At 65.1% G+C, this 19,861-nt stretch carries 19 protein-coding genes; 18 read left to right on the top strand and 1 reads right to left on the bottom strand.

The window, feature by feature from the left end; genetic code table 11:
* Positions 1–89 precede the first annotated feature (89 nt).
* From ftsY to trmD, 10 genes are all read left to right on the top strand, one after another.
* Positions 90–1,682 (top strand): signal recognition particle-docking protein FtsY, encoded by a 1,593-nt coding sequence (gene ftsY / locus IEX78_RS06525; RefSeq protein WP_188827854.1) that lies wholly within the window; start codon positions 90–92, stop codon positions 1,680–1,682.
* 342 nt (positions 1,683–2,024) lie between these two features.
* Positions 2,025–3,323, top strand: coding sequence for an ammonium transporter (locus IEX78_RS06520; RefSeq protein ID WP_188828285.1), 1,299 nt, complete (start codon positions 2,025–2,027; stop codon positions 3,321–3,323).
* Between the two features lie 5 nt (positions 3,324–3,328).
* On the top strand, positions 3,329–3,667 hold the full coding sequence (locus tag IEX78_RS06515; RefSeq protein WP_188828284.1) for a P-II family nitrogen regulator: 339 nt from the start codon (positions 3,329–3,331) through the stop codon (positions 3,665–3,667).
* Positions 3,668–3,751: 84 nt separating this feature from the next.
* Positions 3,752–6,190, top strand: coding sequence for a [protein-PII] uridylyltransferase (locus tag IEX78_RS06510; RefSeq protein ID WP_188827853.1), 2,439 nt, complete (start codon positions 3,752–3,754; stop codon positions 6,188–6,190).
* A 123-nt stretch (positions 6,191–6,313) separates the two neighbouring features.
* Positions 6,314–6,628, top strand: coding sequence for a hypothetical protein (locus tag IEX78_RS06505; protein WP_229683740.1), 315 nt, complete (start codon positions 6,314–6,316; stop codon positions 6,626–6,628).
* A 56-nt stretch (positions 6,629–6,684) separates the two neighbouring features.
* Positions 6,685–8,247 (top strand): signal recognition particle protein, encoded by a 1,563-nt coding sequence (ffh, locus tag IEX78_RS06500; protein ID WP_188827852.1) that lies wholly within the window; start codon positions 6,685–6,687, stop codon positions 8,245–8,247.
* A 194-nt stretch (positions 8,248–8,441) separates the two neighbouring features.
* Entirely contained in the window at positions 8,442–8,879 is a 438-nt protein-coding gene (gene rpsP, locus IEX78_RS06495) for a 30S ribosomal protein S16 (RefSeq protein ID WP_188827851.1), read from the top strand.
* On the top strand, positions 8,879–9,121 hold the full coding sequence (locus tag IEX78_RS06490; protein ID WP_019048210.1) for an RNA-binding protein: 243 nt from the start codon (positions 8,879–8,881) through the stop codon (positions 9,119–9,121). Before rpsP ends, IEX78_RS06490 begins: the two co-directional genes overlap by 1 nt.
* Positions 9,122–9,646 carry a ribosome maturation factor RimM gene (rimM, locus tag IEX78_RS06485; RefSeq protein WP_188827850.1) on the top strand — a complete coding sequence of 175 codons (525 nt, stop codon included), beginning with the start codon at positions 9,122–9,124 and terminating at the stop codon, positions 9,644–9,646. It begins immediately after the preceding gene.
* Positions 9,647–9,649: 3 nt separating this feature from the next.
* Complete coding sequence (trmD, locus tag IEX78_RS06480) at positions 9,650–10,345, top strand: tRNA (guanosine(37)-N1)-methyltransferase TrmD (protein ID WP_188827849.1); 696 nt, start codon at positions 9,650–9,652, stop codon at positions 10,343–10,345.
* A 1-nt stretch (position 10,346) separates the two neighbouring features.
* Here the strand turns inward: trmD and IEX78_RS06475 are convergent, their stop codons facing one another.
* Complete coding sequence (locus IEX78_RS06475; protein WP_188827848.1) at positions 10,347–10,715, bottom strand: VOC family protein; 369 nt, start codon at positions 10,713–10,715, stop codon at positions 10,347–10,349.
* Positions 10,716–11,043: 328 nt separating this feature from the next.
* Between IEX78_RS06475 and IEX78_RS06470 the strand changes: the two genes are divergently transcribed.
* From IEX78_RS06470 to IEX78_RS06435, 8 genes are all read left to right on the top strand, one after another.
* Positions 11,044–13,395: a Tex family protein gene (locus tag IEX78_RS06470; RefSeq protein ID WP_188827847.1), complete on the top strand. Its 2,352-nt coding sequence runs from the start codon at positions 11,044–11,046 to the stop codon at positions 13,393–13,395.
* A 21-nt stretch (positions 13,396–13,416) separates the two neighbouring features.
* Positions 13,417–14,283, top strand: coding sequence for a hypothetical protein (locus IEX78_RS06465; RefSeq protein WP_188827846.1), 867 nt, complete (start codon positions 13,417–13,419; stop codon positions 14,281–14,283).
* 177 nt (positions 14,284–14,460) lie between these two features.
* Positions 14,461–14,802 (top strand): 50S ribosomal protein L19, encoded by a 342-nt coding sequence (gene rplS / locus IEX78_RS06460; RefSeq protein WP_188827845.1) that lies wholly within the window; start codon positions 14,461–14,463, stop codon positions 14,800–14,802.
* 84 nt (positions 14,803–14,886) lie between these two features.
* Entirely contained in the window at positions 14,887–15,669 is a 783-nt protein-coding gene (gene lepB, locus IEX78_RS06455) for a signal peptidase I (protein WP_373291523.1), read from the top strand.
* Between the two features lies 1 nt (position 15,670).
* Positions 15,671–16,375 (top strand): ribonuclease HII, encoded by a 705-nt coding sequence (locus IEX78_RS06450; RefSeq protein WP_188827844.1) that lies wholly within the window; start codon positions 15,671–15,673, stop codon positions 16,373–16,375.
* 46 nt (positions 16,376–16,421) lie between these two features.
* Entirely contained in the window at positions 16,422–16,727 is a 306-nt protein-coding gene (locus tag IEX78_RS06445) for a DUF2469 domain-containing protein (RefSeq protein WP_011210678.1), read from the top strand.
* Between the two features lie 109 nt (positions 16,728–16,836).
* The gene (locus IEX78_RS06440) at positions 16,837–17,193 is read left to right on the top strand and encodes a YraN family protein (RefSeq protein WP_188827843.1); all 357 of its coding nucleotides are present in this window, start codon (positions 16,837–16,839) and stop codon (positions 17,191–17,193) included.
* Positions 17,193–18,701 (top strand): YifB family Mg chelatase-like AAA ATPase, encoded by a 1,509-nt coding sequence (locus IEX78_RS06435; RefSeq protein ID WP_188827842.1) that lies wholly within the window; start codon positions 17,193–17,195, stop codon positions 18,699–18,701. Before IEX78_RS06440 ends, IEX78_RS06435 begins: the two co-directional genes overlap by 1 nt.
* Positions 18,702–19,861 lie beyond the last annotated feature (1,160 nt).

The following is a 19,861-nucleotide window of genomic DNA, read 5'->3' as shown; positions in this document are numbered from 1 at the left end:
CAAATCTCTGTTGTTTCAACCCGCCGCGCTGACCCGCCGAGACGAGCCGCCGACCCGCCCCAAGCGGCCACCCGAATAGACTCGGCCGGGTGAGTTCGCAAGCGTGGATCCTGATCGCCGCGATCGCCGCCGTGCTGGTGGTGGCGCTCGTCGCGGGTTTTGTCCTGTACAAACGGCGCCAGATCTCCCTGACGGCACCTACGCCGGAGAAGGAGCTGACCGACCGGTCCGGCGGTTACGCCGCATCCGGCGGGTTCAACTTCAGCCAAGGTGGCGCGGGCCAAGGTGGTGGCGGCGCAACCACTTTGCCGCGGCCGGAACCACCTAAGCCGCCGACGCCGGGGGTGCGGACCGACACCGAGGGCCAGCCGCACGTTGGCGACGACGCCGCGGTGCCGCGCGATTCGACGCGGCGTGGGTACACCGAGGTGCCGCTGCCGGAGACCGTTGATGAGGTCACCGAGGTTGTTGAGGCGCCTGAGGTAGTTGAGGTACCTGAGGTTGTTGAGACGCCGGAAGCTCCTGCGGTCCCCGAGCTGGTCGAGACCGAGCAGACGGTCACCGAGACCGTTGTCGATGTAGAGCCCGGTCGCGTTGAGATCGTTGAGGTCACCGAGACCACTACCGCCGATGACGTCAAGGTCGTCGATGTCGTTGACACGGTCACCACGGGCGCGGGCACGACGGTCGACGAAATCGTCATCGCTGAGGAGCCGGTCAGCGAAGAAGCGGCGCGGCCCGCGATCGAGGAAATCGAGCCGACCGCTGGCCGACTAGAACGCCTGCGCGGCAAGCTCGCCCGCTCCGAGAACGCCATCGGCAAGAGTCTGCTCGGCCTGCTTGGCGGCGGCGACCTCGACGAAGATTCTTGGGAAGAAATCGAAGACACCCTCGTTCTCGCCGACATTGGCACCGCGAGCACCGCGGCCATCGTCGACCGACTCCGCGAGGAACTGGCGTCGCGCAACGTCCGCACTCCCGAACAGGCCCGCGCGGCTTTGCGTGACGTGCTGATCGAAGCGTTGCGACCTGAGCTTGACCGGTCGATCCACGCCCTGCCGCACGGCGATCGACCTGCGGTTCTGCTCGTCGTCGGCGTCAACGGCACCGGCAAGACAACAACCACTGGCAAGCTCGCGCGCGTGCTCGTCGCTGACGGTCGTCGCGTGCTACTCGGCGCGGCCGACACCTTCCGTGCCGCCGCCGCCGACCAGTTGCAAACCTGGGGCGAGCGCGTCGGCGCCGACACCGTGCGCGGCAAAGAGGCCGCTGACCCGGCCGCTGTCGCGTTCGACGCCGTCTCCGCTGGCATCGACGAAGGCGTCGACGTCGTCCTCATCGACACCGCTGGCCGTCTGCACACCAAGACCGGCCTGATGGACGAGCTTGGCAAGGTCAAGCGCGTTGTCGAGAAGAAGGCCAAGGTCGACGAGGTGCTGCTCGTCCTCGACGCGACCGTCGGGCAAAACGGGCTGATGCAGGCGCGGGTGTTCGCCGACGTCGTCGACATCACCGGCGTCGTGCTCACCAAGCTCGACGGCACCGCCAAGGGCGGCATCGTCTTCCAGGTGCAGCACGAGCTCGGTGTGCCGGTGAAGTTGGTTGGCCTCGGCGAAGGCGCCGACCACCTCGCGCCCTTTGAAGTGGCCGCGTTCGTCGATGCACTGCTCGGCGGCTCGTAACCACCCCGTTCCCCTGCCGACACTGCCCGGTTCCGTTGATAACGGAACCGGGCAGTGTCGTCTCACCTGGGAATTTCCCGGCGCGGGCGAGGCGAATTCCCGCACGGACGTACTAGCCTCACGGTGAGCCCAAACCGTTCGGTGTGAATCGCGAAACACCAAAGCAACACAACTCCGATATCCGTTCACTCAGGTGAAACACCTCAGCTCAACGGATGAAACACCGAGTAGCGACCCTTCTGTGCAGGTCCTTTTGCCGTAATCGGCTGGGCCCGAGATGAGGAGGAAGACAAGGTGGCATTTCCCGTAATCGGTGATCCAAACACCGGTGACACCGCATGGATGCTGGCTTCGGCCGCACTCGTGTTGTTGATGACGCCGGGTTTGGCGTTCTTCTACGGCGGCATGGTCCGCGGCAAGAACGTCCTGAACATGATCATGATGAGCATCTCGGCGATGGGTCTAATCACCATCCTCTGGTGTCTCTATGGCTTCTCCGTCGCCTTCGGCGAGGACAAAGCCCACCTGATCGGTGACCCGCTCCAGTACTTCGGTTTGAAGGGCGTCTTCGGCGGTCAGTACCTCGCGACCACCGACCCCGCGACCGCGGCGGCCGTCCCGCTGTTTGGCACGATCCCGCTCTCGGTGTTCGTTGCCTTCCAGCTGATGTTCGCCATCATCACTGTCGCACTCATCTCGGGCGCGGTCGCTGACCGCATGAAGTTCGGTGCTTGGCTCGTCTTTGCCGGAATCTGGGCCACCGTCGTTTACTTCCCCGTCGCGCACTGGGTCTTCGCTTTCAGCGGCTACACCGCCGAGAACGGTGGCTGGATCGCCAACAACCTCAAGGCGATTGACTTCGCCGGTGGTACTGCCGTCCACATCAACGCTGGCGCTGCCGGTCTGGTGCTCGCGATCATCCTCGGCAAGCGCAAGGGCTGGCCGAAGACGCCGTTCCGTCCGCACAACCTGCCGTTCGTGATGCTCGGTGCCGGTCTGCTGTGGTTCGGCTGGTACGGCTTCAACGCCGGTTCGGCGCTTGCCGCCAACGGTGTCGCGGGTGCCACCTTCCTCACGACGACCATCGCCACCGCTGCCGCGATGCTCGCCTGGCTCGCGGTCGAGAAGATCCGCGACGGTCACGCCACCTCGCTCGGTGCCGCTTCGGGCATCGTCGCCGGTCTGGTCGCTATCACCCCCGCGTGTTCCTCGGTCAACATCATCGGTGCCCTCGCTATCGGCATCGTCTCCGGTGTGCTTTGCGCGCTGGCCGTCGGCCTGAAGTTCCGCTTTGGTTTCGATGATTCGCTCGACGTCGTCGGCGTCCACCTCGTCGGTGGTCTGGTCGGCACCCTGATGATCGGCCTCGTCGCTACTGACGAAGCGCCCGCAGCCGTCAAGGGTCTGTTCTACGGTGGTGATATCGAGCAGTTGAAGCTGCAGGCCATCGGTGCCTTCGCCGTTCTTGGCTACTCGCTGATCGCCACGGCCATCATCGCGTTCGCAATTAAGTTCACGATTGGCCTGCGCGCCAGCGATGAATCCGAGTCGGCGGGCCTGGATGAGTCCGAGCACGCGGAAACCGCTTACGATTTCGCTGCTGTGGGTGGCACGGCACGCTCGCTCGTCAAGGAGGCATGACGAACATGAAACTGATCACGGCAATCGTCAAACCGTTCACGCTCGAAGACGTGAAGACCGGGCTTGAACAGGCAGGCGTGCTGGGCATGACCGTCAGTGAAGTCCAGGGCTATGGTCGTCAGAAGGGCCACACCGAGGTTTACCGCGGTGCTGAGTACTCGGTTGATTTCGTTCCGAAGGTGCGCGTCGAGGTTGTTGTCGACGACGCGTCGGTGGAGAAGGTCGTCGAGGTGATCGTCGAGGCCGCACGCACCGGCAAGATCGGTGATGGCAAGGTTTGGGTCACCCCGGTTGACACCATCATTCGGGTGCGCACCGGCGAACGTGGCGGCGACGCACTGTAATTCGAAGGCGTCAACGCACAACAGTTGATCAAACCCGCGGCCCCGCTCCGTCCGGTCGAACCGGAGGGGGCGGGGCCGTGGCGCATGAATGGGTGGTGGGTCGTGGCAGCAGGAAACGGTGGAGTCCAACACAATGGCGCGGCTGACTTGGTCAAAGCCCGCGCGCAACTGCTCGACGGGGCGCGCACATCACGCCTTGACCCAGAAGCCTTGCGGGCGGCGTTAGTTGACCTGTTCGAACTGTGGCTCACCAGCAAAGGCAACGAACTCGGCATCACCGCCGACAGCGGACTCTCGCTTGTCGCGGTTGGCGGACTCGGTCGCCGGGAGATGCTGCCGTATTCCGATCTTGATCTGGTCCTGCTGCATGACGACATCGACCCGGCGGTGGTCGCCGAAGTCGCTGATCAACTGTGGTATCCGCTCTGGGACGCTCACATCAAACTCGACCACAGCGTGCGCACTGTCCCGCAGGCGCTGCGCGTTGCCGCCGACGACCTCGTCGCTGGGCTCGGCATGTTGGAAGCTCGCCACATCGTTGGCGATGTTGAACTGAGCAATTTGCTTATCGGCGGTGTTCGTCGCGAATGGCGAACCGGCATCCGGACCCGCTTCGACGACCTCGTCACCCAGACCCAGCAGCGCTGGCAGCGCAGCGGCCAGATCGCCCATCGCGCCGAGCCCGACCTCAAGAACGGTCGTGGCGGTCTGCGCGACATCCAGCTGCTCGACGCCCTCGCCATCGCCCAACTCACCGACGCGATGCCCGGTCTCGGTCCTGATGTGCCGGGAGGTGGTCTGCGCCAAGCACATCGGCGATTGTTGGACGTTCGTACCGAACTGCACCGCGTCGCTGGCCGGGCACGCGACCAACTACGTGCCCAGGACGCCGACGAGATTGGCGCGGCGCTGCGGATCGGTGACCGCTTCGATCTCGCTCGGACACTGAGTGATTCGGCCCGGACGGTGAGTTACTCGGTCGATGTTGGGGTGCGCACCGCGGCCAACGCGCTACCGCGTCGCGGACTCGCGCGACTCCGTCGCATGCCGGTGCGACGCCCGCTCGACGAAGGGGTTGTCGAGCATTCGGGTGAGGTCGTGCTTGCGAGAGACGCACGGCCACAACGTGATCCGGGACTGATCTTGCGCGTCGCGTCCGCGTCGGCACAAACCGGACTGCCGATGTCGGCGACCACGCTGAATCGACTATCCGAAGACGCCCCCGAACTGCGCGAGCCGTGGCCCAAAGACGCGCTCAACGATCTGCTTGTCCTGCTCGGTTCCGGTCGCGGAGCTATCGACGCGGTCGAGGCGCTTGATCGAACGGGCTTGTGGGGCAGGCTCTTTCCCGAGTGGGGTGCCGTCCGCGACCTACCCCCGCGCGACGCGGTACACACCTGGACCGTCGACCGGCACCTCATGGAAACCGTCGCGTACGCGAGTGGGCTCAGCACCCGCGTCGCCCGACCCGACCTGCTCGCGCTCGGCGCGCTGCTGCACGACATCGGCAAGGGCCGCGCTGGCGACCACAGTGTCGTCGGCGCGGAACTAGCAACGCATATCGGCCGTCGACTCGGGCTGTGGCCGTCGGATATTCGCACGCTCACCGCGATCGTCCGACACCATCTGCTGCTGCCTGACACCGCGACCCGTCGCGACCTCGCCGACCCGGCAACCGTCGCGCACGTCGTTGACGCGCTGGAAGGCGACGTCGGCCTCCTCGAATTGCTGCACGCGCTCGCCGAAGCCGACTCGCTCGCCACCGGTCCCGGCGTCTGGGGCGACTGGAAAGCCTCCCTCATCGGCGACCTCGTTCGTCGCTGCAAGCTCGTCATGGCGGGCGATCCGCTGCCGCAGCCCGAGCCGATCGACCCCGAGCTGGTCGAGAAAGCGCAGGCAGGAGGCGTGCACGTCACGCTCACGCCTGGTGAGGGCAAGCACAATTTCATCGTCACCGTGATCGCGCCCGACGAACCTGGCCTGCTCGCCGACGCCGCTGGCGTGCTCGCGCTGCATTCGTTGCGCGTGCTGTCGGCTTCGCTGGGCAGTGTTGGCGATTCGGCGATCAACTCCTTTGTCGTGACCCCGAAATTCGGCGACCCGCCCGACGCTGGCCTGCTGCGCGAAGAACTCATTCGCGCGTCGTCGGGCGCGCTGAATCTCGCGAACGTGCTGGCCAAACGCGAAGCCGAAGCGGTCGGGCCAGGGCCCGGTCAGTACGCGCGCGCTGAACCGCGCATGATCTTCTCGACCACGTCAACGCCAGGTCAGGTGATCCTCGAACTGCGTGCCGAGGATCGAATTGGTTTGCTGAACCGCCTCGCTGGCGCTTTCGCTGGTGTCGGCGCGAATGTGCGCTGGGCCAAGATCGTGACGATGGGCGCGGCGGTTGTCGACGCGTTTTGCCTCGACCTCGTCGATGGCGACAGTCCGCACCAGCGCGAACGCATCGAATCCGCTGTGCGGGAAGTGATTCCGCGTCCCGCGCCACCGCCGCCGAAGCCCGAACCGTTCGACGAGTGAAGTGCGCTAGGACACAGATTGCTATCAGGTTGCCCGTGTTGTGTTTCAGCAGCCCGAAAGGTCGACAATGGCCCTATAGCATCCCAAAGGTCCGGCTGTCACTCGAATGAGGGGAGCTGATCTGTGGCTATCGAAGTCGTTTCCGCGTCAATGATGACCAGCGACGCAACCGCGCACATCGCACGGTGTGTCGGGGGTGATTTGTGGGTGGTTTCGTGGTTGCCCGGTCGCACCCTTACTGGCGCGCAGGCGCTGGCGGCGATGACGATCGCGTCGAGCGCCCACCACGGCGCTGATACGGAGTGGTCGGAGTGGGACCGCATCGAAACTCTCGCGCGTGAGGTCGGCCTTACCGGGCGTGAAGCGATTTACCTGGTCAACATCGAGAATCACGAGCTTCGCCGCGGCACACCACCGCACGTGCGGCACTGGGAATAATCTCGATTACCCTGGGAGGGAAATAGACGTCCCCCTTCCATTCAGGAGCGCGATCGGTGTTCGAATCCCTTTCCGACCGGCTTACCGGTGCTTTGCAGGATCTGCGCGGTAAGGGGCGTCTGTCACCGGCCGACATCGATGCCACCGCGCGCGAGATCCGTCTTGCCCTGCTTGAGGCCGACGTCGCGCTGCCCGTGGTGCGCGGCTTCATCGGCAACATCAAGGAACGCGCCAAGGCCGAGACTGTTTCGGGGGCGATCAACCCGGCCCAGCAGGTCGTCAAGATCGTCAACGAAGAACTCATCACGATCCTCGGTGGCGAGACGCGCCGGCTCAACCTCGCGAAGAACCCGCCCACGGTCATCATGCTCGCTGGTTTGCAGGGTGCGGGTAAGACCACGCTCGCGGGCAAGCTCGCGAAATGGCTGCGTGACCAGGGGCATCAGCCGTTGCTCGTCGCGTGTGACCTCCAGCGTCCCGGCGCGGTCACCCAGCTGCAGGTCGTCGGTGAACGCGCTGGCGTTCCCGTTTTCGCACCGCACGGCGGCACGTCGATCGGTGGCGGCGACAACCCGCTCGGCATTTCGGCAGCCGACCCGGTCGCGGTCGCGGCGGCCGGTATTGAAGAGGCCAAGCAGCGCCAATACGACGTTGTCATCGTCGACACCGCTGGCCGCCTCGGTATCGACGCCGAGCTGATGAGCCAGGCCGCTGGCATTCGCGACGCGGTCAACCCCGACGAGACGCTGTTCGTCCTCGACGCGATGATCGGTCAGGACGCGGTCAGCACCGCCGAAGCGTTCCGCGACGGCGTTGGTTTCACCGGCGTTGTGCTCACCAAGCTCGACGGCGACGCGCGCGGTGGTGCCGCGCTTTCGGTGCGTCAGGTCACCGGCGCGCCCATCATGTTCGCGTCGACCGGCGAGAAGCTCGAAGACTTCGACGTCTTCCACCCCGACCGCATGGCCGACCGCATCCTCGGCATGGGCGACATCCTCACCCTGATCGAGCAGGCCGAAAAGGTCTACGACGCGCAGCAGGCTGAGGAAGCCGCCCGCAAGATCGGTAGCGGCGAGCTCACGCTTGAGGACTTCCTCGACCAGATGCTCGCGATCCGCAAGCTCGGTCCCATCGGCAACCTGCTCGGCATGCTGCCGGGCGCTGGCCAGATGAAGGACGCGATCTCGCAGATCGACGACAAGCAGCTCGACCGCGTCCAAGCCATCATTCGTGGCATGACCCCGGCCGAGCGGGCCAACCCGAAGATCATCAACGCGTCGCGTCGTCTGCGTATCGCCAACGGTTCGGGCGTGCAGGTTTCGGACGTCAACCAGCTCGTCGACCGGTTCTTCGAAGCGAAGAAGATGATGACCGCGATGGGCCGCAGCATGGGCCTGCCGGGCGCGCGCAAGGCGAACGCGCGCAAGGGCAAGAAGGGCAAGAAGGGCGGCCGTGGCCCGACGCCGCCGAAGGTGCGCGGTGGTTTCCCTGGCATGCCCGCTGGCATGCCGGGCTTGCCGCCGGGCATGGACCTGTCGCAGATGCCGCCCGGACTCGACCAGCTTCCCCCCGGTCTCGAAGGCATCGACCTTTCGCAGCTGAAGTTCCCCAAGAAGTAGGGCGATTTCTGCCAGAGGTTAGCTGTCTGGCAGAATGAACCACCGTCCTTGTCATTCGATAAGGGCACGTGTCAGCCCGTCTCCGGTTACGTACCGCGCGGCGGTCACGCACTCCAAACGCGAAACCGGACCCGCAAACCGTGCGGGTCGCCGCATCGCGTGGTGACCAAAACTATTGAAAGAGGCAGACCAGCATGGCTGTTCGCATCAAGCTCACCCGCCTGGGTAAGATCCGCAACCCCCAGTACCGCGTCGTCATCGCCGACGCCCGCACCCGTCGTGATGGCCGCGCCATCGAGTCGGTCGGCAAGTACCACCCGAAGGAAGAGCCCTCGCTCATCGAGATCGATTCCGAGCGCGTGCAGTACTGGCTCGGCGTTGGCGCCCAGCCCACCGAGTCGGTTCAGCGTCTGCTTGAGATCACCGGTGACTGGCAGAAGTTCAAGGGCCTCCCCGGCGCCGAGGGCACCCTGAAGGTCAAGGCCCCGAAGCCGTCCAAGCTCGACCTTTTCAACGCCGCGCTTGCCGCTGCCGACAACGAGCCGGTCGCCGAGGCTGTTACGCCGAAGAAGAAGGCCGCTAAGAAGGAAGAGGCTGCCGAAGAGGCGCCCGCCGCCGAGGCTGCCGAGTAATGACGGCTGTTGTTGCCGATGCCGTTGAACACCTCGTTCGCGGCATCGTCGCCAACCCTGATGACGTCCGCGTCGAGCTGATCACCGGCCGTCGCGGGCGCACCGTCGAGGTGCATGTCCATCCTGAAGACCTGGGCAAGGTGATTGGTCGTGGCGGTCGTACCGCGACCGCGCTGCGCACCCTCGTCGCCGGTATCGGCGGCCGGGGCATCCGGGTCGACGTGGTCGACACCGACGCCTAGATGGAACTCGTCGTAGGTCGAGTCGCCAAGTCGCACGGGGTGCGCGGCGAACTGGTCGTTGACGTACGCACCGACGAACCGGACGTCCGGTTCGCTCCCGGTGTCGTGCTGCACGGCAAGATGCCCAAAGACAAGGCGACTCGCGACTACACCGTGAAGTCGGCCCGAGAGCACTCGGGCCGGCTTTTGGTGTTCGTCGACGGCATCAACGACCGCACTGCCGCCGATGCGTTGCGCGGCATGCTCTTCGTCGTTGACTCCGACGCGCTGCCCCCATCCGACGACGATGACGCGTACTACGACCACGAACTTGAGGGTCTGCGCGTCGAACTCACCGACGGCACGCTTATCGGCAAGGTCAGCGAAGTGCTGCACTCGGCCGCTGGCGAATTGCTCGCGGTGAAAGCGGCCGATGATGGTCGCGAGATTCTCATTCCCTTTGTCACCGCCATCGTGCCGACTGTGTCGCTCGCCGATGGTTTGGTGGTCATCACCCCGCCTGAGGGCCTGCTCGATCCGGAGTAATTCGTGCAACTCGATGTCGTCACGATCTTCCCGGAATACCTGGAACCGCTGCGAACGGCGTTGCTAGGCAAGGCGATTGACAAAGGTTTGCTCAGCGTCGGGGTCCACGATTTACGCGAGTGGACCCACGACGTGCACAAGTCGGTCGACGATTCGCCTTACGGCGGCGGTCCCGGCATGGTCATGAAGCCCACGGTGTGGGGGCCCGCGCTCGACGCGGTGTGCCCCGACGACGCGCTGCTCGTTGTGCCCACGCCCGCGGGCAAGCCGTTCACGCAAGAAACCGCGCGACGCTGGGCGAATGAGAAGCATCTGGTCTTCGCGTGCGGTCGCTATGAGGGCATTGACCAGCGCGTTTTCGACGACGCCGCCCGTCGCGTTCGCGTTGAGGAAGTCAGCATCGGCGACTACGTGCTCATCGGTGGCGAGGCCGCCGTGCTCGTGATGACCGAAGCCGTGGTGCGCCTGATTCCCGGCGTGCTCGGCAATCAGCTTTCCCACCAAGAAGATTCGTTCTCCATCGCCGCCGAAGACGGGCTTGGCCTGCTCGAAGGTCCGAGCTACACCCGACCGGTGTCGTGGCGAGGACTCGACGTGCCGCCGATTCTGCTGTCGGGCGATCATGCGAAAGTTGCCGCGTGGCGTCATGAACAGTCGCTTGAGCGCACGCGGGAACGTCGCCCGGATCTGCTGCCCTAATTCAGCCGACAACCACGCGCGTGGTGATGCTGAACGGGTGCCCAGCGGGGTCGAGTAGCACGCGCCAACGCGGATCGGGTTGTGCGGGAGCGGGTTTCGCGCCAATCGCCAGCGCGTGCTGTTCGCACAGCGCAAGGTCGGCGTCGGCGGCGAGATTGAGTTGCACGGACGCGGCTTGTGGCCAGGTCGGCGCTTCATAGTCGGGCACGTACTGCAACGCGACGGTCAACCCGGACGGAATGCGAATACCGACGCTGGCTGGGTCGTTCCACAACACCCGCCCGCCGAGCAGGCCGAGGTAGAAGCGGGCGAGAGTTTCCGGGTCATCACACTCAAGGGCGAGGCCGGCTACTTGAAAAGGCTCCGTCATCTGAGCAACGCTACCGGCCAGTCTTGTTCGCGAGTTTGTTTTAGTTCCAACACTTTTGGGTACGCTTCGAGGTCCTTCAGCACGGGTCATTCGGGGTGAAGATTTCTCTTTCAATCGGAACGGTCGGTACCTTCGGTGATCTCACGTCGGTATTCGGTGGCCTGCTTTGATTCCGAAGGTGGGGTGGCCCTTGGTGATTCGTCCTCGGGGTCGCCGTCTGGTCAGTACTTATGCGCGCCTTGGTGATTCGTGACTGATTTCACCTCGAATCCGCCCGCTGACCCGGGGATCGGATTTGTGTCAGACCGGCGCGGTAGTCTCTGCGGCTGTGACGACAGCGCCCGAGACTGAGCACACGACCCTCCACGCCCTCGCTTCGGTGGGGCGGCGGATCGCCGACGAATTGGGGGTGCGGGAAGCCCAAGTCCGCGCCGCCGTTGAACTCCTCGATGGCGGGTCAACGGTTCCCTTTATCGCCCGTTACCGCAAGGAAGTCACCGACGGCCTCGACGACGCGCAGTTGCGTCAGCTTGAAGAACGCCTCGGCTACCTGCGTGAACTCGACGAGCGTCGTAGCGCGATCATCGAATCCATTCGCAGCCAGGACAAGCTCGACCCGGCGCTGCATCAACAGCTCATGCTCGCCGAAACCAAGGCGCGCCTCGAAGACATCTACCTGCCGTATAAGCCAAAGCGGCGCACGAAGGCGCAGATCGCGCGTGAGGCCGGGCACGAGCCCGTCGCCGACGCGCTGATCACCGACCCGACAACCGACCCGGCCAGCTACACCGCTGAGCAGCTCGAAGGTGCCCGCGCGATCTTGGTCGAACGGTTCGCCGAAGACGCCGACCTGGTTGGCGAACTGCGCGAGATGATGTGGTCGCGCGGCCAGCTCAGCTCCACCGTGCGTGCGGGCAAGGAAGAGGCGGGCGCGAAGTTCGCCGACTACTTCGAGTTCTCTGAGCCGTTCGCGAAGCTGCCGTCGCACCGCATTCTCGCGATGTTGCGTGGCGAGAAGGAAGAGGTGCTCACCCTCAACCTCGCGCCCGATGTCGATGAGCCCGCGCGCGGCGAACGTACCGTCTACGAGGGCCGGATCGCGCGGGCGTTTGGCATCGCCGACCAGGGTCGACCTGCCGATTCGTGGTTGCTCGACACCGTCCGGTGGGCTTGGCGCACCAAGCTGCTTGTTTCGCTCGGCATCGATACCCGCATGCGGCTGCGTCAGTCCGCCGAGCGCGACGCTGTCGACGTGTTCGCGGCCAACCTGCGCGACCTGCTGCTCGCCGCGCCCGCTGGCACCCGCACCACGATGGGCCTCGACCCGGGCTACCGCACTGGCGTCAAGGTTGCTGTCGTTGACGCGACAGGCAAGGCGGTCGCGACCGAGGTCATTTACCCGCACAAGCCGCAGGGCCAGACCGAGAAGTCGCTTGCCGTGTTGGCCGCGCTTGTCGCCCGGTTCAATGTCGACTTGATCGCCATCGGCAACGGCACCGCTTCGCGCGAAACTGATGCTCTCGCAACCGAACTCATCGCGCGCATCCCCGAGAACAAGCCAACCAAGATCGTCGTTTCCGAAGCGGGCGCGTCGGTGTACTCGGCGTCGGCGTACGCGTCGGCCGAACTGCCCGACATGGATGTGTCGTTGCGTGGCGCGGTGTCGATCGCGCGGCGTCTGCAAGATCCGCTCGCTGAGCTGGTGAAGATCGACCCGAAGTCCATTGGCGTTGGCCAGTATCAGCACGACGTTTCCGAGACGCTGTTGGCGCGGTCGCTCGGTGCGGTGGTGGAAGACGCGGTGAACGCGGTCGGCGTCGACGTCAATACCGCGTCGGTTCCGCTGCTCGCGCGCGTTTCGGGTGTGTCGACGTCGGTCGCGGAAAGCATTGTGGCGCACCGAGATCAGAACGGACCGTTCGAAAGTCGCAAGGCGCTGCTTACCGTGCCGCGCCTTGGGCCGAAGGCGTTCGAACAGTGCGCAGGCTTCTTGCGGATTCGCGGCGGTGCCGATCCGCTCGACACCTCGGCCGTGCACCCCGAGGCGTACCCGGTCGTCCGGCGCATTTTGGAAAAGACTGGTCGCCCGATCGCGGAGATCATCGGCAACACAAGCGCGTTGCGCGCGCTGCGACCCGCCGACTTCACCGACGAGAAATTCGGTGTGCCCACCGTCAGCGACATCATCGCCGAATTGGAAAAGCCCGGTCGCGACCCGCGTCCTGAGTTCAAGACCGCGTCGTTCGCCGCGGGCATCGAAAAGGTCGGCGACCTGAAGCCCGGCATGGTGTTGGAAGGCGTTGTCACCAACGTCGCGGCGTTTGGTGCGTTCGTCGACGTCGGTGTGCATCAAGACGGGCTCGTGCATGTTTCCGCGCTGTCGCACTCGTTCGTCAAGGATCCGCGTGAAGTGGTGAAGTCCGGCGACGTGGTGAAGGTCAAGGTCCTTGAGGTCGACGTCGCACGTCAGCGCATTGGACTGTCGCTGCGGCTCGATGATGAACCGGGCAAGCCAGCACAGGCGGACAATCGAGGGGGCGCGCGTGGCGGTCGGGGTCCTGCTCCTCGGCAGAACCGTGGTGGCGGCGCGCAGCAGAACCGAAGCGGAGGTCAGAACAAGCCCGCGGCAAGCGGGTCGATGGCCGACGCGTTGCGTCGCGCGGGGTTCGGGAGCAAATAACCGACAGACAGGGCGGGCGGCATGCGACGGTGGCTCGAAGACGATGTGATCGCGCACGGCCGCCTGCCGCTGCTGTGTTTCTTGCTCGGGTTCATCGTCGGCTTCGTGGTGATCCGGGTCAGCGTGCGGCTTATCCGCGCCCAGGTGCGCTGGTGGCCGGGCAACGTCAAAGCCGGTGATACCCACGTGCACCACATGGTGTTCGGAGTGATCGCGGTGCTGGTGTCCGGGATCGGGCTCATCGCGACCGCGCAGGAACCGAATGTCGTCACGTCGAGCGCGCTCGCCGCCGTGTTCGGGATCGGGGCCGCGCTTGTGCTCGACGAGTTCGCGCTCATTTTCTATCTGCGCGACGTGTATTGGGAAGAGCAGGGGCGCACGTCGGTCGACGCGGTGTTCGTCGCGATCGCGGTCACCGGGCTGCTGCTTCTTGGCGTGCAACCGGGCTTGCTGCTCGACTACGACGACCTGCGCGAGGCCGGGACCTGGGTGCGCATCGGCGTTGTCGCGAGCGCCGCGCTCAACCTCGCGCTCGCGGCCGTCGTGATTCTCAAAGGCAAGATTTGGACGGGTCTCTTCGGCCTGTTCTTCGCGCCGCTGCTGGTCGTTGGCGCGTTCCGGCTCAGTCGACCGGGCGCGCCCTGGGCTCGGTGGCGCTACGGCGGGCGGCCCAAAACCATGGCACGGGCCATCGCACGCGAACGCCGTTATCGGCGGCCAGTCATTCGCGCGAAGATCTTCGTCCAAGACCTCATCGCAGGCAAACCCGACGTCGAACACGCACGGACGGCGGCCGAAGCGGTACTGCGGCGTAAAGTGGTCGCCGCACCGCCCGCGCCACCGCCGACCCTGCATCTGCCACGCAAACGGGCCGATCACCCCGGCTGAGCAGCCCCGATTTCAACGTTGGGTTGCCGTTCTGGCACAATGTAGCGGTTGCCTTTCGACAGCTTGTGAGTTCGAGAGCACCTTCCTGTTCTGAGCACGAACCGGTCGAGCGCGCGGAATCCCGCACGCCGCTAGGTTCCTCTGTTCGCGCAATGAATCCGAAAAGGATGGACCACCATGAACACCCTTGACTTCGTCGATGAGAAGTCGCTGCGCAGCGATGTCCCGAACTTCCGTCCCGGCGACACCCTGAACGTGCACGTGAAGGTCATCGAAGGCTCGAAGGAGCGCATCCAGGTCTTCAAGGGCGTCGTTATCCGACGTCAGGGCGGCGGCATCGGTGAGACCTTCACCGTCCGCAAGGTGTCGTTCGGCGTCGGCGTGGAGCGCACCTTCCCGGTGCACACCCCCAACATCGACCACATCGAGGTTGTGACCCGCGGTGACGTGCGTCGCGCCAAGCTGTACTACCTGCGCGACCTGCGTGGCAAGGCTGCCAAGATCAAGGAAAAGCGCTGATCACGGCTTAGCTTTACCGCTAGCGATTTCCAGCAATAGCCCGGCATCAGACTTCGGTCATGATGCCGGGCTACTCTGTTCGGCGTGGCAGACGAAAGTGGGTCGGTGTCGGTGTCCGATTCGGACGACGAGGGCAACAAGCCCGGACGTAACAGCCGTAAGCGCGGCAAGGGCTCGGCTAAAAAGCAGCGACCATTCTGGCAGGAACTGCCGATTCTGATCGTGATCGCGGCCGTCATCGCCGCGTTGATGGTGACCTTTGTTGGTCGCCCGTATGTGATCCCGTCGCAGTCGATGGAAAACACACTGCTCATCGGCGACCGCATCTACGTCGAGAAGATCAGTTACTACTTCGGGGACCCGGAGCCGGGCGACGTCGTCGTTTTCGTTGGCCCTGAATCGTGGAACGGCCACTACCAGTCGGTGCGCTCGGACAACACCGTCGTGCGTGGGGTGCAGAACTTCCTTTCCTACTTCGGCCTCGTTCCGCCCGATGAGAACGACCTCGTCAAGCGCGTGATCGCCGTCGGTGGCCAGACCGTGCAGTGCTGCGACCAGCAGGGGCGCGTCATGGTCGACGGTAAGCCACTGAACGAGCCCTACATCAAGAAGGACTACCCGTGGTTCACCGATCGCCCTAACGCGGTGTACCCGGCCGGTCGCGTATTTGGCCCGGTCAAGGTGCCCGAGGGCAACTTGTGGGTCATGGGCGACAACCGCAACGAGTCGGCTGACTCGCGCGCCCACGTCAGCGACGATCTCCAGGGCACCGTCCCGGTCGACAACGTGCGTGGCAAGACCGTATTCAAGATTTGGCCGCCGACCCGCATCGGGCCCGTCCGGTCACAGGACCCGCAAACGAACTGACATGGCAGCTGAACGATCCGCGTGGCCGCCGCGCATGGTGATGCGCAAGGCGAACGGCTTGCGCACGCTTGAGGCCGCGCTGATCCGTGGTGGCCTTGGGCCGGTTGCCGGGGTCGACGAGGCTGGTCGCGGTCCGTGCGCTGGCCCGCTTGTTGTCGCGGCGTGTTTGCTCGCGCCCAAGTCCTACGACAAGCTGGCCGGCCTCGACGATTCGAAGAAGCTCACCGAACCGGTTCGGGAAGAACTGTTTCCGGTGATTCAGCGGCTTGCGATGGCGTGGAGCGTTGTCGTTGTCCCGGCGTGGGAGATCGACGCGATCGGCATCCACGTCGCCAATATCGAAGGCATGCGGCGTGCTGTCGCGGGTCTCGACGCGACGCCCGGATACGTGCTCACCGACGGTTTCAAGGTGCCTGGTCTCGCCGCGCCGTCGCTGCCGGTGATCGGTGGCGACGCAACGGCCGCCTGTATCGCGGCAGCCAGCATTTTGGCGAAGGTCACCCGTGATCGGATGATGGTCGAACTCGACGCTGAGCTGCCCGGATACGGTTTCGCTGCCCACAAGGGCTACAACACGCCCGAACACACAACCGCGTTGCGCGAGCTTGGACCAAGCGCCCAACACCGCCGGTCATGGCGCAATGTGCGTGAGCTATTAGTGACTGGTGGTAGCCGAGTGGCTACCACCGGGGCCCATGCGCGATGATGTTGCTAATGAAGTCGGCGCTGCTAGCAGGAGGATGTCCCACCCGATGAGTGCTGAGGATCTCGAGAAGTACGAAACCGAGATGGAGTTGTCGTTGTACCGCGAGTACAAGGACATCGTCGGCCAGTTTTCGTACGTGGTGGAGACCGAACGCCGCTTCTACCTGGCCAATTCGGTGGAGTTGCGTCCGCAGAACGCGGACGGCGAAGTGTATTTCGAAGTACGCATGAGCGATGCCTGGGTGTGGGACATGTACCGGCCCGCACGGTTCGTCAAGCACGTTCGCGTAATTACTTTCAAAGACGTCAATATCGAGGAACTTGAGAAGCCGGATCTGCGACTTCCGGAGTGATGTGGGCTGAGTCTGCGAAGTTATCCACAGGCTCAAAGTTATCCACAGACTTTTTGTTTTCCCAGGTCGCGGTGATCTTGATCTGAGTTGGTAGTCGCACGCTGTGCGGGTGACTGACAAACAAGCGCTGGGCGCCTACGGAGAGCAGCTCGCCGCGCAGTTTCTGCGCGATGCGGGGATGGAAATCGTGGCCCGCAATTGGCGGTGCCGCTACGGCGAACTCGACCTGATCGTGCAAGACCCTGGCATCACGGCGTTCGTCGAGGTGAAGACGCGGTCGGGGCTAGGTTTCGGCACGCCAGCCGAGGCCGTCACGTACGCGAAGCAACGGCGAATACGCCAGCTCGCGTTGCTGTGGCTTTCCGAGCAGGGCGGGCCGTATCGCCGCATTCGCTTCGACGTGATCTCGGTGCTCGTGCCACCTGGTTCGAAGCCGAAGATCGACCACTTGCCGGCGGCGTTCTGATGGCGCTCGGGCGGGCGTTGTCGGTGGCCGTCGCGGGCGTCGATGGGCAGTTGGTCGAGATCGAGGCCGATATTGGGCAGGGACTGCCGTCGGTCAACCTCGTTGGGCTACCCGACGCGGCGTTGCAGGAGTCGCGCAATCGGGTGCGATCGGCGGTGGCCAATATTGGCGAGAAGTGGCCGGATGGGCGGGTGATTCTCGCTTTGTCGCCGGCGACGTTGCCCAAGCTGGGCAGCGTGTATGACCTTGCGCTTGCCGTCGCGGTGCTTGACGCATCCGGGGCCGTGCCGGGGGAGCGGCTGAGCAAGACGGTGATGCTTGGCGAACTGGCGCTCGACGGGCGGGTTCGGCGGGTCAAGGGGATCCTGCCCGCGGTGATCGCGGCGCGCAATGCGGGCGTTCCAGCGGTTGTCGTTCCTGCTGACGCGGTCGCCGAGGCTGCGTTGGTCGAGGGCGTTGAGGTGCTTGGCGCTACCGGACTGCGCGCGGTTGTCGCGTGGTTGCGCGGTGAAGGTTCGTTGCTTGAGCCGGATCGGGTCGTCGCGGGGGCGGTGGTGCCGTGCGGTGATCTCAGCGACGTGGTTGGCCAAGACGAGGCGCGCTGGGCACTTGAGGTCGCGGCTGCGGGCGGCCACCACCTGTTGTTGACTGGGCCGCCTGGTATCGGCAAAACGATGCTGGCGCAACGCCTTCCGGGTTTGCTACCGCCGCTCACTGAGAACGAGGCGTTGGAAGTCACCGCGATTCACTCGTTGGCGGGCACGCTGTCGGCAGAACAGCCGTTGATGACGACGGCACCGTTTGTCGCGCCACATCATTCGGCGTCGGTCACCGCGATGATCGGCGGCGGGTCGCCGATGGCGCGGCCCGGCGCGGTCAGTCGGGCGCATCGCGGGGTCTTATTTTTGGACGAGTGCGCTGAGTTGGGCACGAAAGTGCTTGAGGCACTGCGTACTCCATTGGAGGAAGGCGAAGTACGCATCGCCCGTCGCGATGGCGTCGCGCGTTTTCCTGCGCGGTTTCAACTGGTGTTGGCGGCGAACCCGTGCCCGTGCGCGCCCGCGCGTGATGTCGATTGCATCTGCGCGCCGCTGGCTCGTCGCCGATATTTGGGCAAGTTGTCGGGGCCACTGTTGGACCGCATCGACATTTGGGTGCGCATGCACGGTCACACGGGTGCGGCTTTCGCCGAAACCGAGGCCGAGGGCAGTGCCGCGGTGGCTGAGCGTGTTGCGCAGGCGCGTCAGCGGGCGGTTGAGCGGTGGCGAAGCGACGGGTGGTCAACCAACGCGGAGGTGCCGGGTCACGTTCTGCGCCAACGCATTCGGCTCCCAGCGGAATCGGTGGCCCCGATTGAGACGGCGTTGCGCTCGGGACGAATGTCGGCCCGCGGCGCTGACCGCGCGGTGCGGGTTGCGTGGACGGTATGCGATTTGCGCGGAGGAGATTTGCCCAGCGCACAGGATGTGTTGTCGGCGTTGAATTTTCGACAGAGAGGGGCGCAGTGATGGGGGAGCGTGTGCTCTTGGGGTTTGCGGGCTGTGCGGATCGTCGGTTGCTCGGAGGGGAGCAACCGAAGGCGTTCGGAGGGGTGTGCTTGGCGCAGTTTCGTACTGGGGAGCCGGCGGAACGTGGGGAGTGGGTGATGGCGGAGCGTGTGTTGGTGGGGGTTGTGGGTCGCGTCGGTCGTCGGTTGCTCGGAGAGGATCAACCGAAGGCGTCAGGACCGTCGCGGGCAGGGCGGTGCTTGTCGGTGCTTCGAACTACGAACGCGGCAGGGGAACGTGGGGCGTTGGGTTCTGAACGGGGATTAGCAGGAAAGCGAAGCGACGTGGTGGTCACGGAATGGAGGGTGCTGGGACCTCGGCTGTCGAAGGGAAGTCGACGTGGCGGAAGGTTCCCAGCCGGACCCGCGTGGTTGCGAGGCGAGCGAGCGAGCGTCACTACGCCTCGCCGTGTGGTCAGGGCGCGCATTGACCGGACCTCCGGGCTGGGATCGCAAGTGGGCTGGCGAAGGCGGCCTGCTGCCGGAGGGAATGGGTGGAGGCGGTTCGCGTCGGTAGCTTCGTGCGGGCGGGGTCGGCCTGCGATGGGCGGTGTGCGGTGATAGGCGGCGTGGCGGGAGATGAGCAGCCCGGTTTCGGCGCCGCAGTCGCCTCGACGGGGCAGGTCGGGGGCTCGGGGACGCTCGGTGCGAGTGCCGTTCCGACAGGCGAGGTTCGTGGGGACTTGGGCGTTCTCGCTGCGGGCGTGAGGGCTGCTTCGGCGGGCGAAGTCGGGAACTTGGGGATGGTCGGCGCGGGCGCGAGAGTGGCGTCGGTGGGCGAGGTCGAGGGGTCGGGACCGCCCGGCGTGGGCGCGGATGTGGCGTCGGTAGGCGAGGTCGGGGGTTCGGGACCGTTCGGTGTGGGCGCGAATGTGGCGTCGGTGGGCGAAGTCGGGGGCGTGGTGATGCGCGGTGCGGGGGCGAGAATGGCTTCGGTGGGCGAGGTCGAGGGTTCGGAACAGCCCAGTGCCCGCACGAGAGTTGTTTCAGCGGGTGAAGTTGGGGACGCAGGGACACGCGGCGCAGGCGAGAGAGTGGCTTCAGCAGGCGAGGCCGAGATTTCGGGGGTGCCCGGTGCGGGCGTCAGTGCGGTTTGCGCCGGCCAGGTCGGGCATGCGGGGT

The sequence above is a fragment of the Nocardia camponoti genome, from assembly GCF_014646135.1.
Lineage (GTDB): Bacteria > Actinomycetota > Actinomycetes > Mycobacteriales > Mycobacteriaceae > Nocardia > Nocardia camponoti.
This window is presented reverse-complemented; position numbering and strand designations above follow the sequence as displayed.

What these genes read in the sequence shown, in the direction of transcription:
- IEX78_RS06520 (WP_188828285.1), top strand. Translation starts at nt 2,025, where the DNA reads ATGCTGGCTTCGGCCGCACTCGTGTTGTTGATGACGCCGGGTTTGGCG.
- IEX78_RS06475 (WP_188827848.1), bottom strand. Translation starts at nt 10,715, where the DNA reads ATGACGGAGCCTTTTCAAGTAGCCGGCCTCGCCCTTGAGTGTGATGAC.
- IEX78_RS06450 (WP_188827844.1), top strand. Translation starts at nt 15,671, where the DNA reads ATGGCAGCTGAACGATCCGCGTGGCCGCCGCGCATGGTGATGCGCAAG.
- rplS (WP_188827845.1), top strand. Translation starts at nt 14,461, where the DNA reads ATGAACACCCTTGACTTCGTCGATGAGAAGTCGCTGCGCAGCGATGTC.
- rpsP (WP_188827851.1), top strand. Translation starts at nt 8,442, where the DNA reads ATGGCTGTTCGCATCAAGCTCACCCGCCTGGGTAAGATCCGCAACCCC.
- IEX78_RS06510 (WP_188827853.1), top strand. Translation starts at nt 3,752, where the DNA reads ATGAATGGGTGGTGGGTCGTGGCAGCAGGAAACGGTGGAGTCCAACAC.
- IEX78_RS06465 (WP_188827846.1), top strand. Translation starts at nt 13,417, where the DNA reads ATGCGACGGTGGCTCGAAGACGATGTGATCGCGCACGGCCGCCTGCCG.
- rimM (WP_188827850.1), top strand. Translation starts at nt 9,122, where the DNA reads ATGGAACTCGTCGTAGGTCGAGTCGCCAAGTCGCACGGGGTGCGCGGC.
- IEX78_RS06435 (WP_188827842.1), top strand. Translation starts at nt 17,193, where the DNA reads ATGGCGCTCGGGCGGGCGTTGTCGGTGGCCGTCGCGGGCGTCGATGGG.
- IEX78_RS06490 (WP_019048210.1), top strand. Translation starts at nt 8,879, where the DNA reads ATGACGGCTGTTGTTGCCGATGCCGTTGAACACCTCGTTCGCGGCATC.
- IEX78_RS06445 (WP_011210678.1), top strand. Translation starts at nt 16,422, where the DNA reads ATGAGTGCTGAGGATCTCGAGAAGTACGAAACCGAGATGGAGTTGTCG.
- IEX78_RS06515 (WP_188828284.1), top strand. Translation starts at nt 3,329, where the DNA reads ATGAAACTGATCACGGCAATCGTCAAACCGTTCACGCTCGAAGACGTG.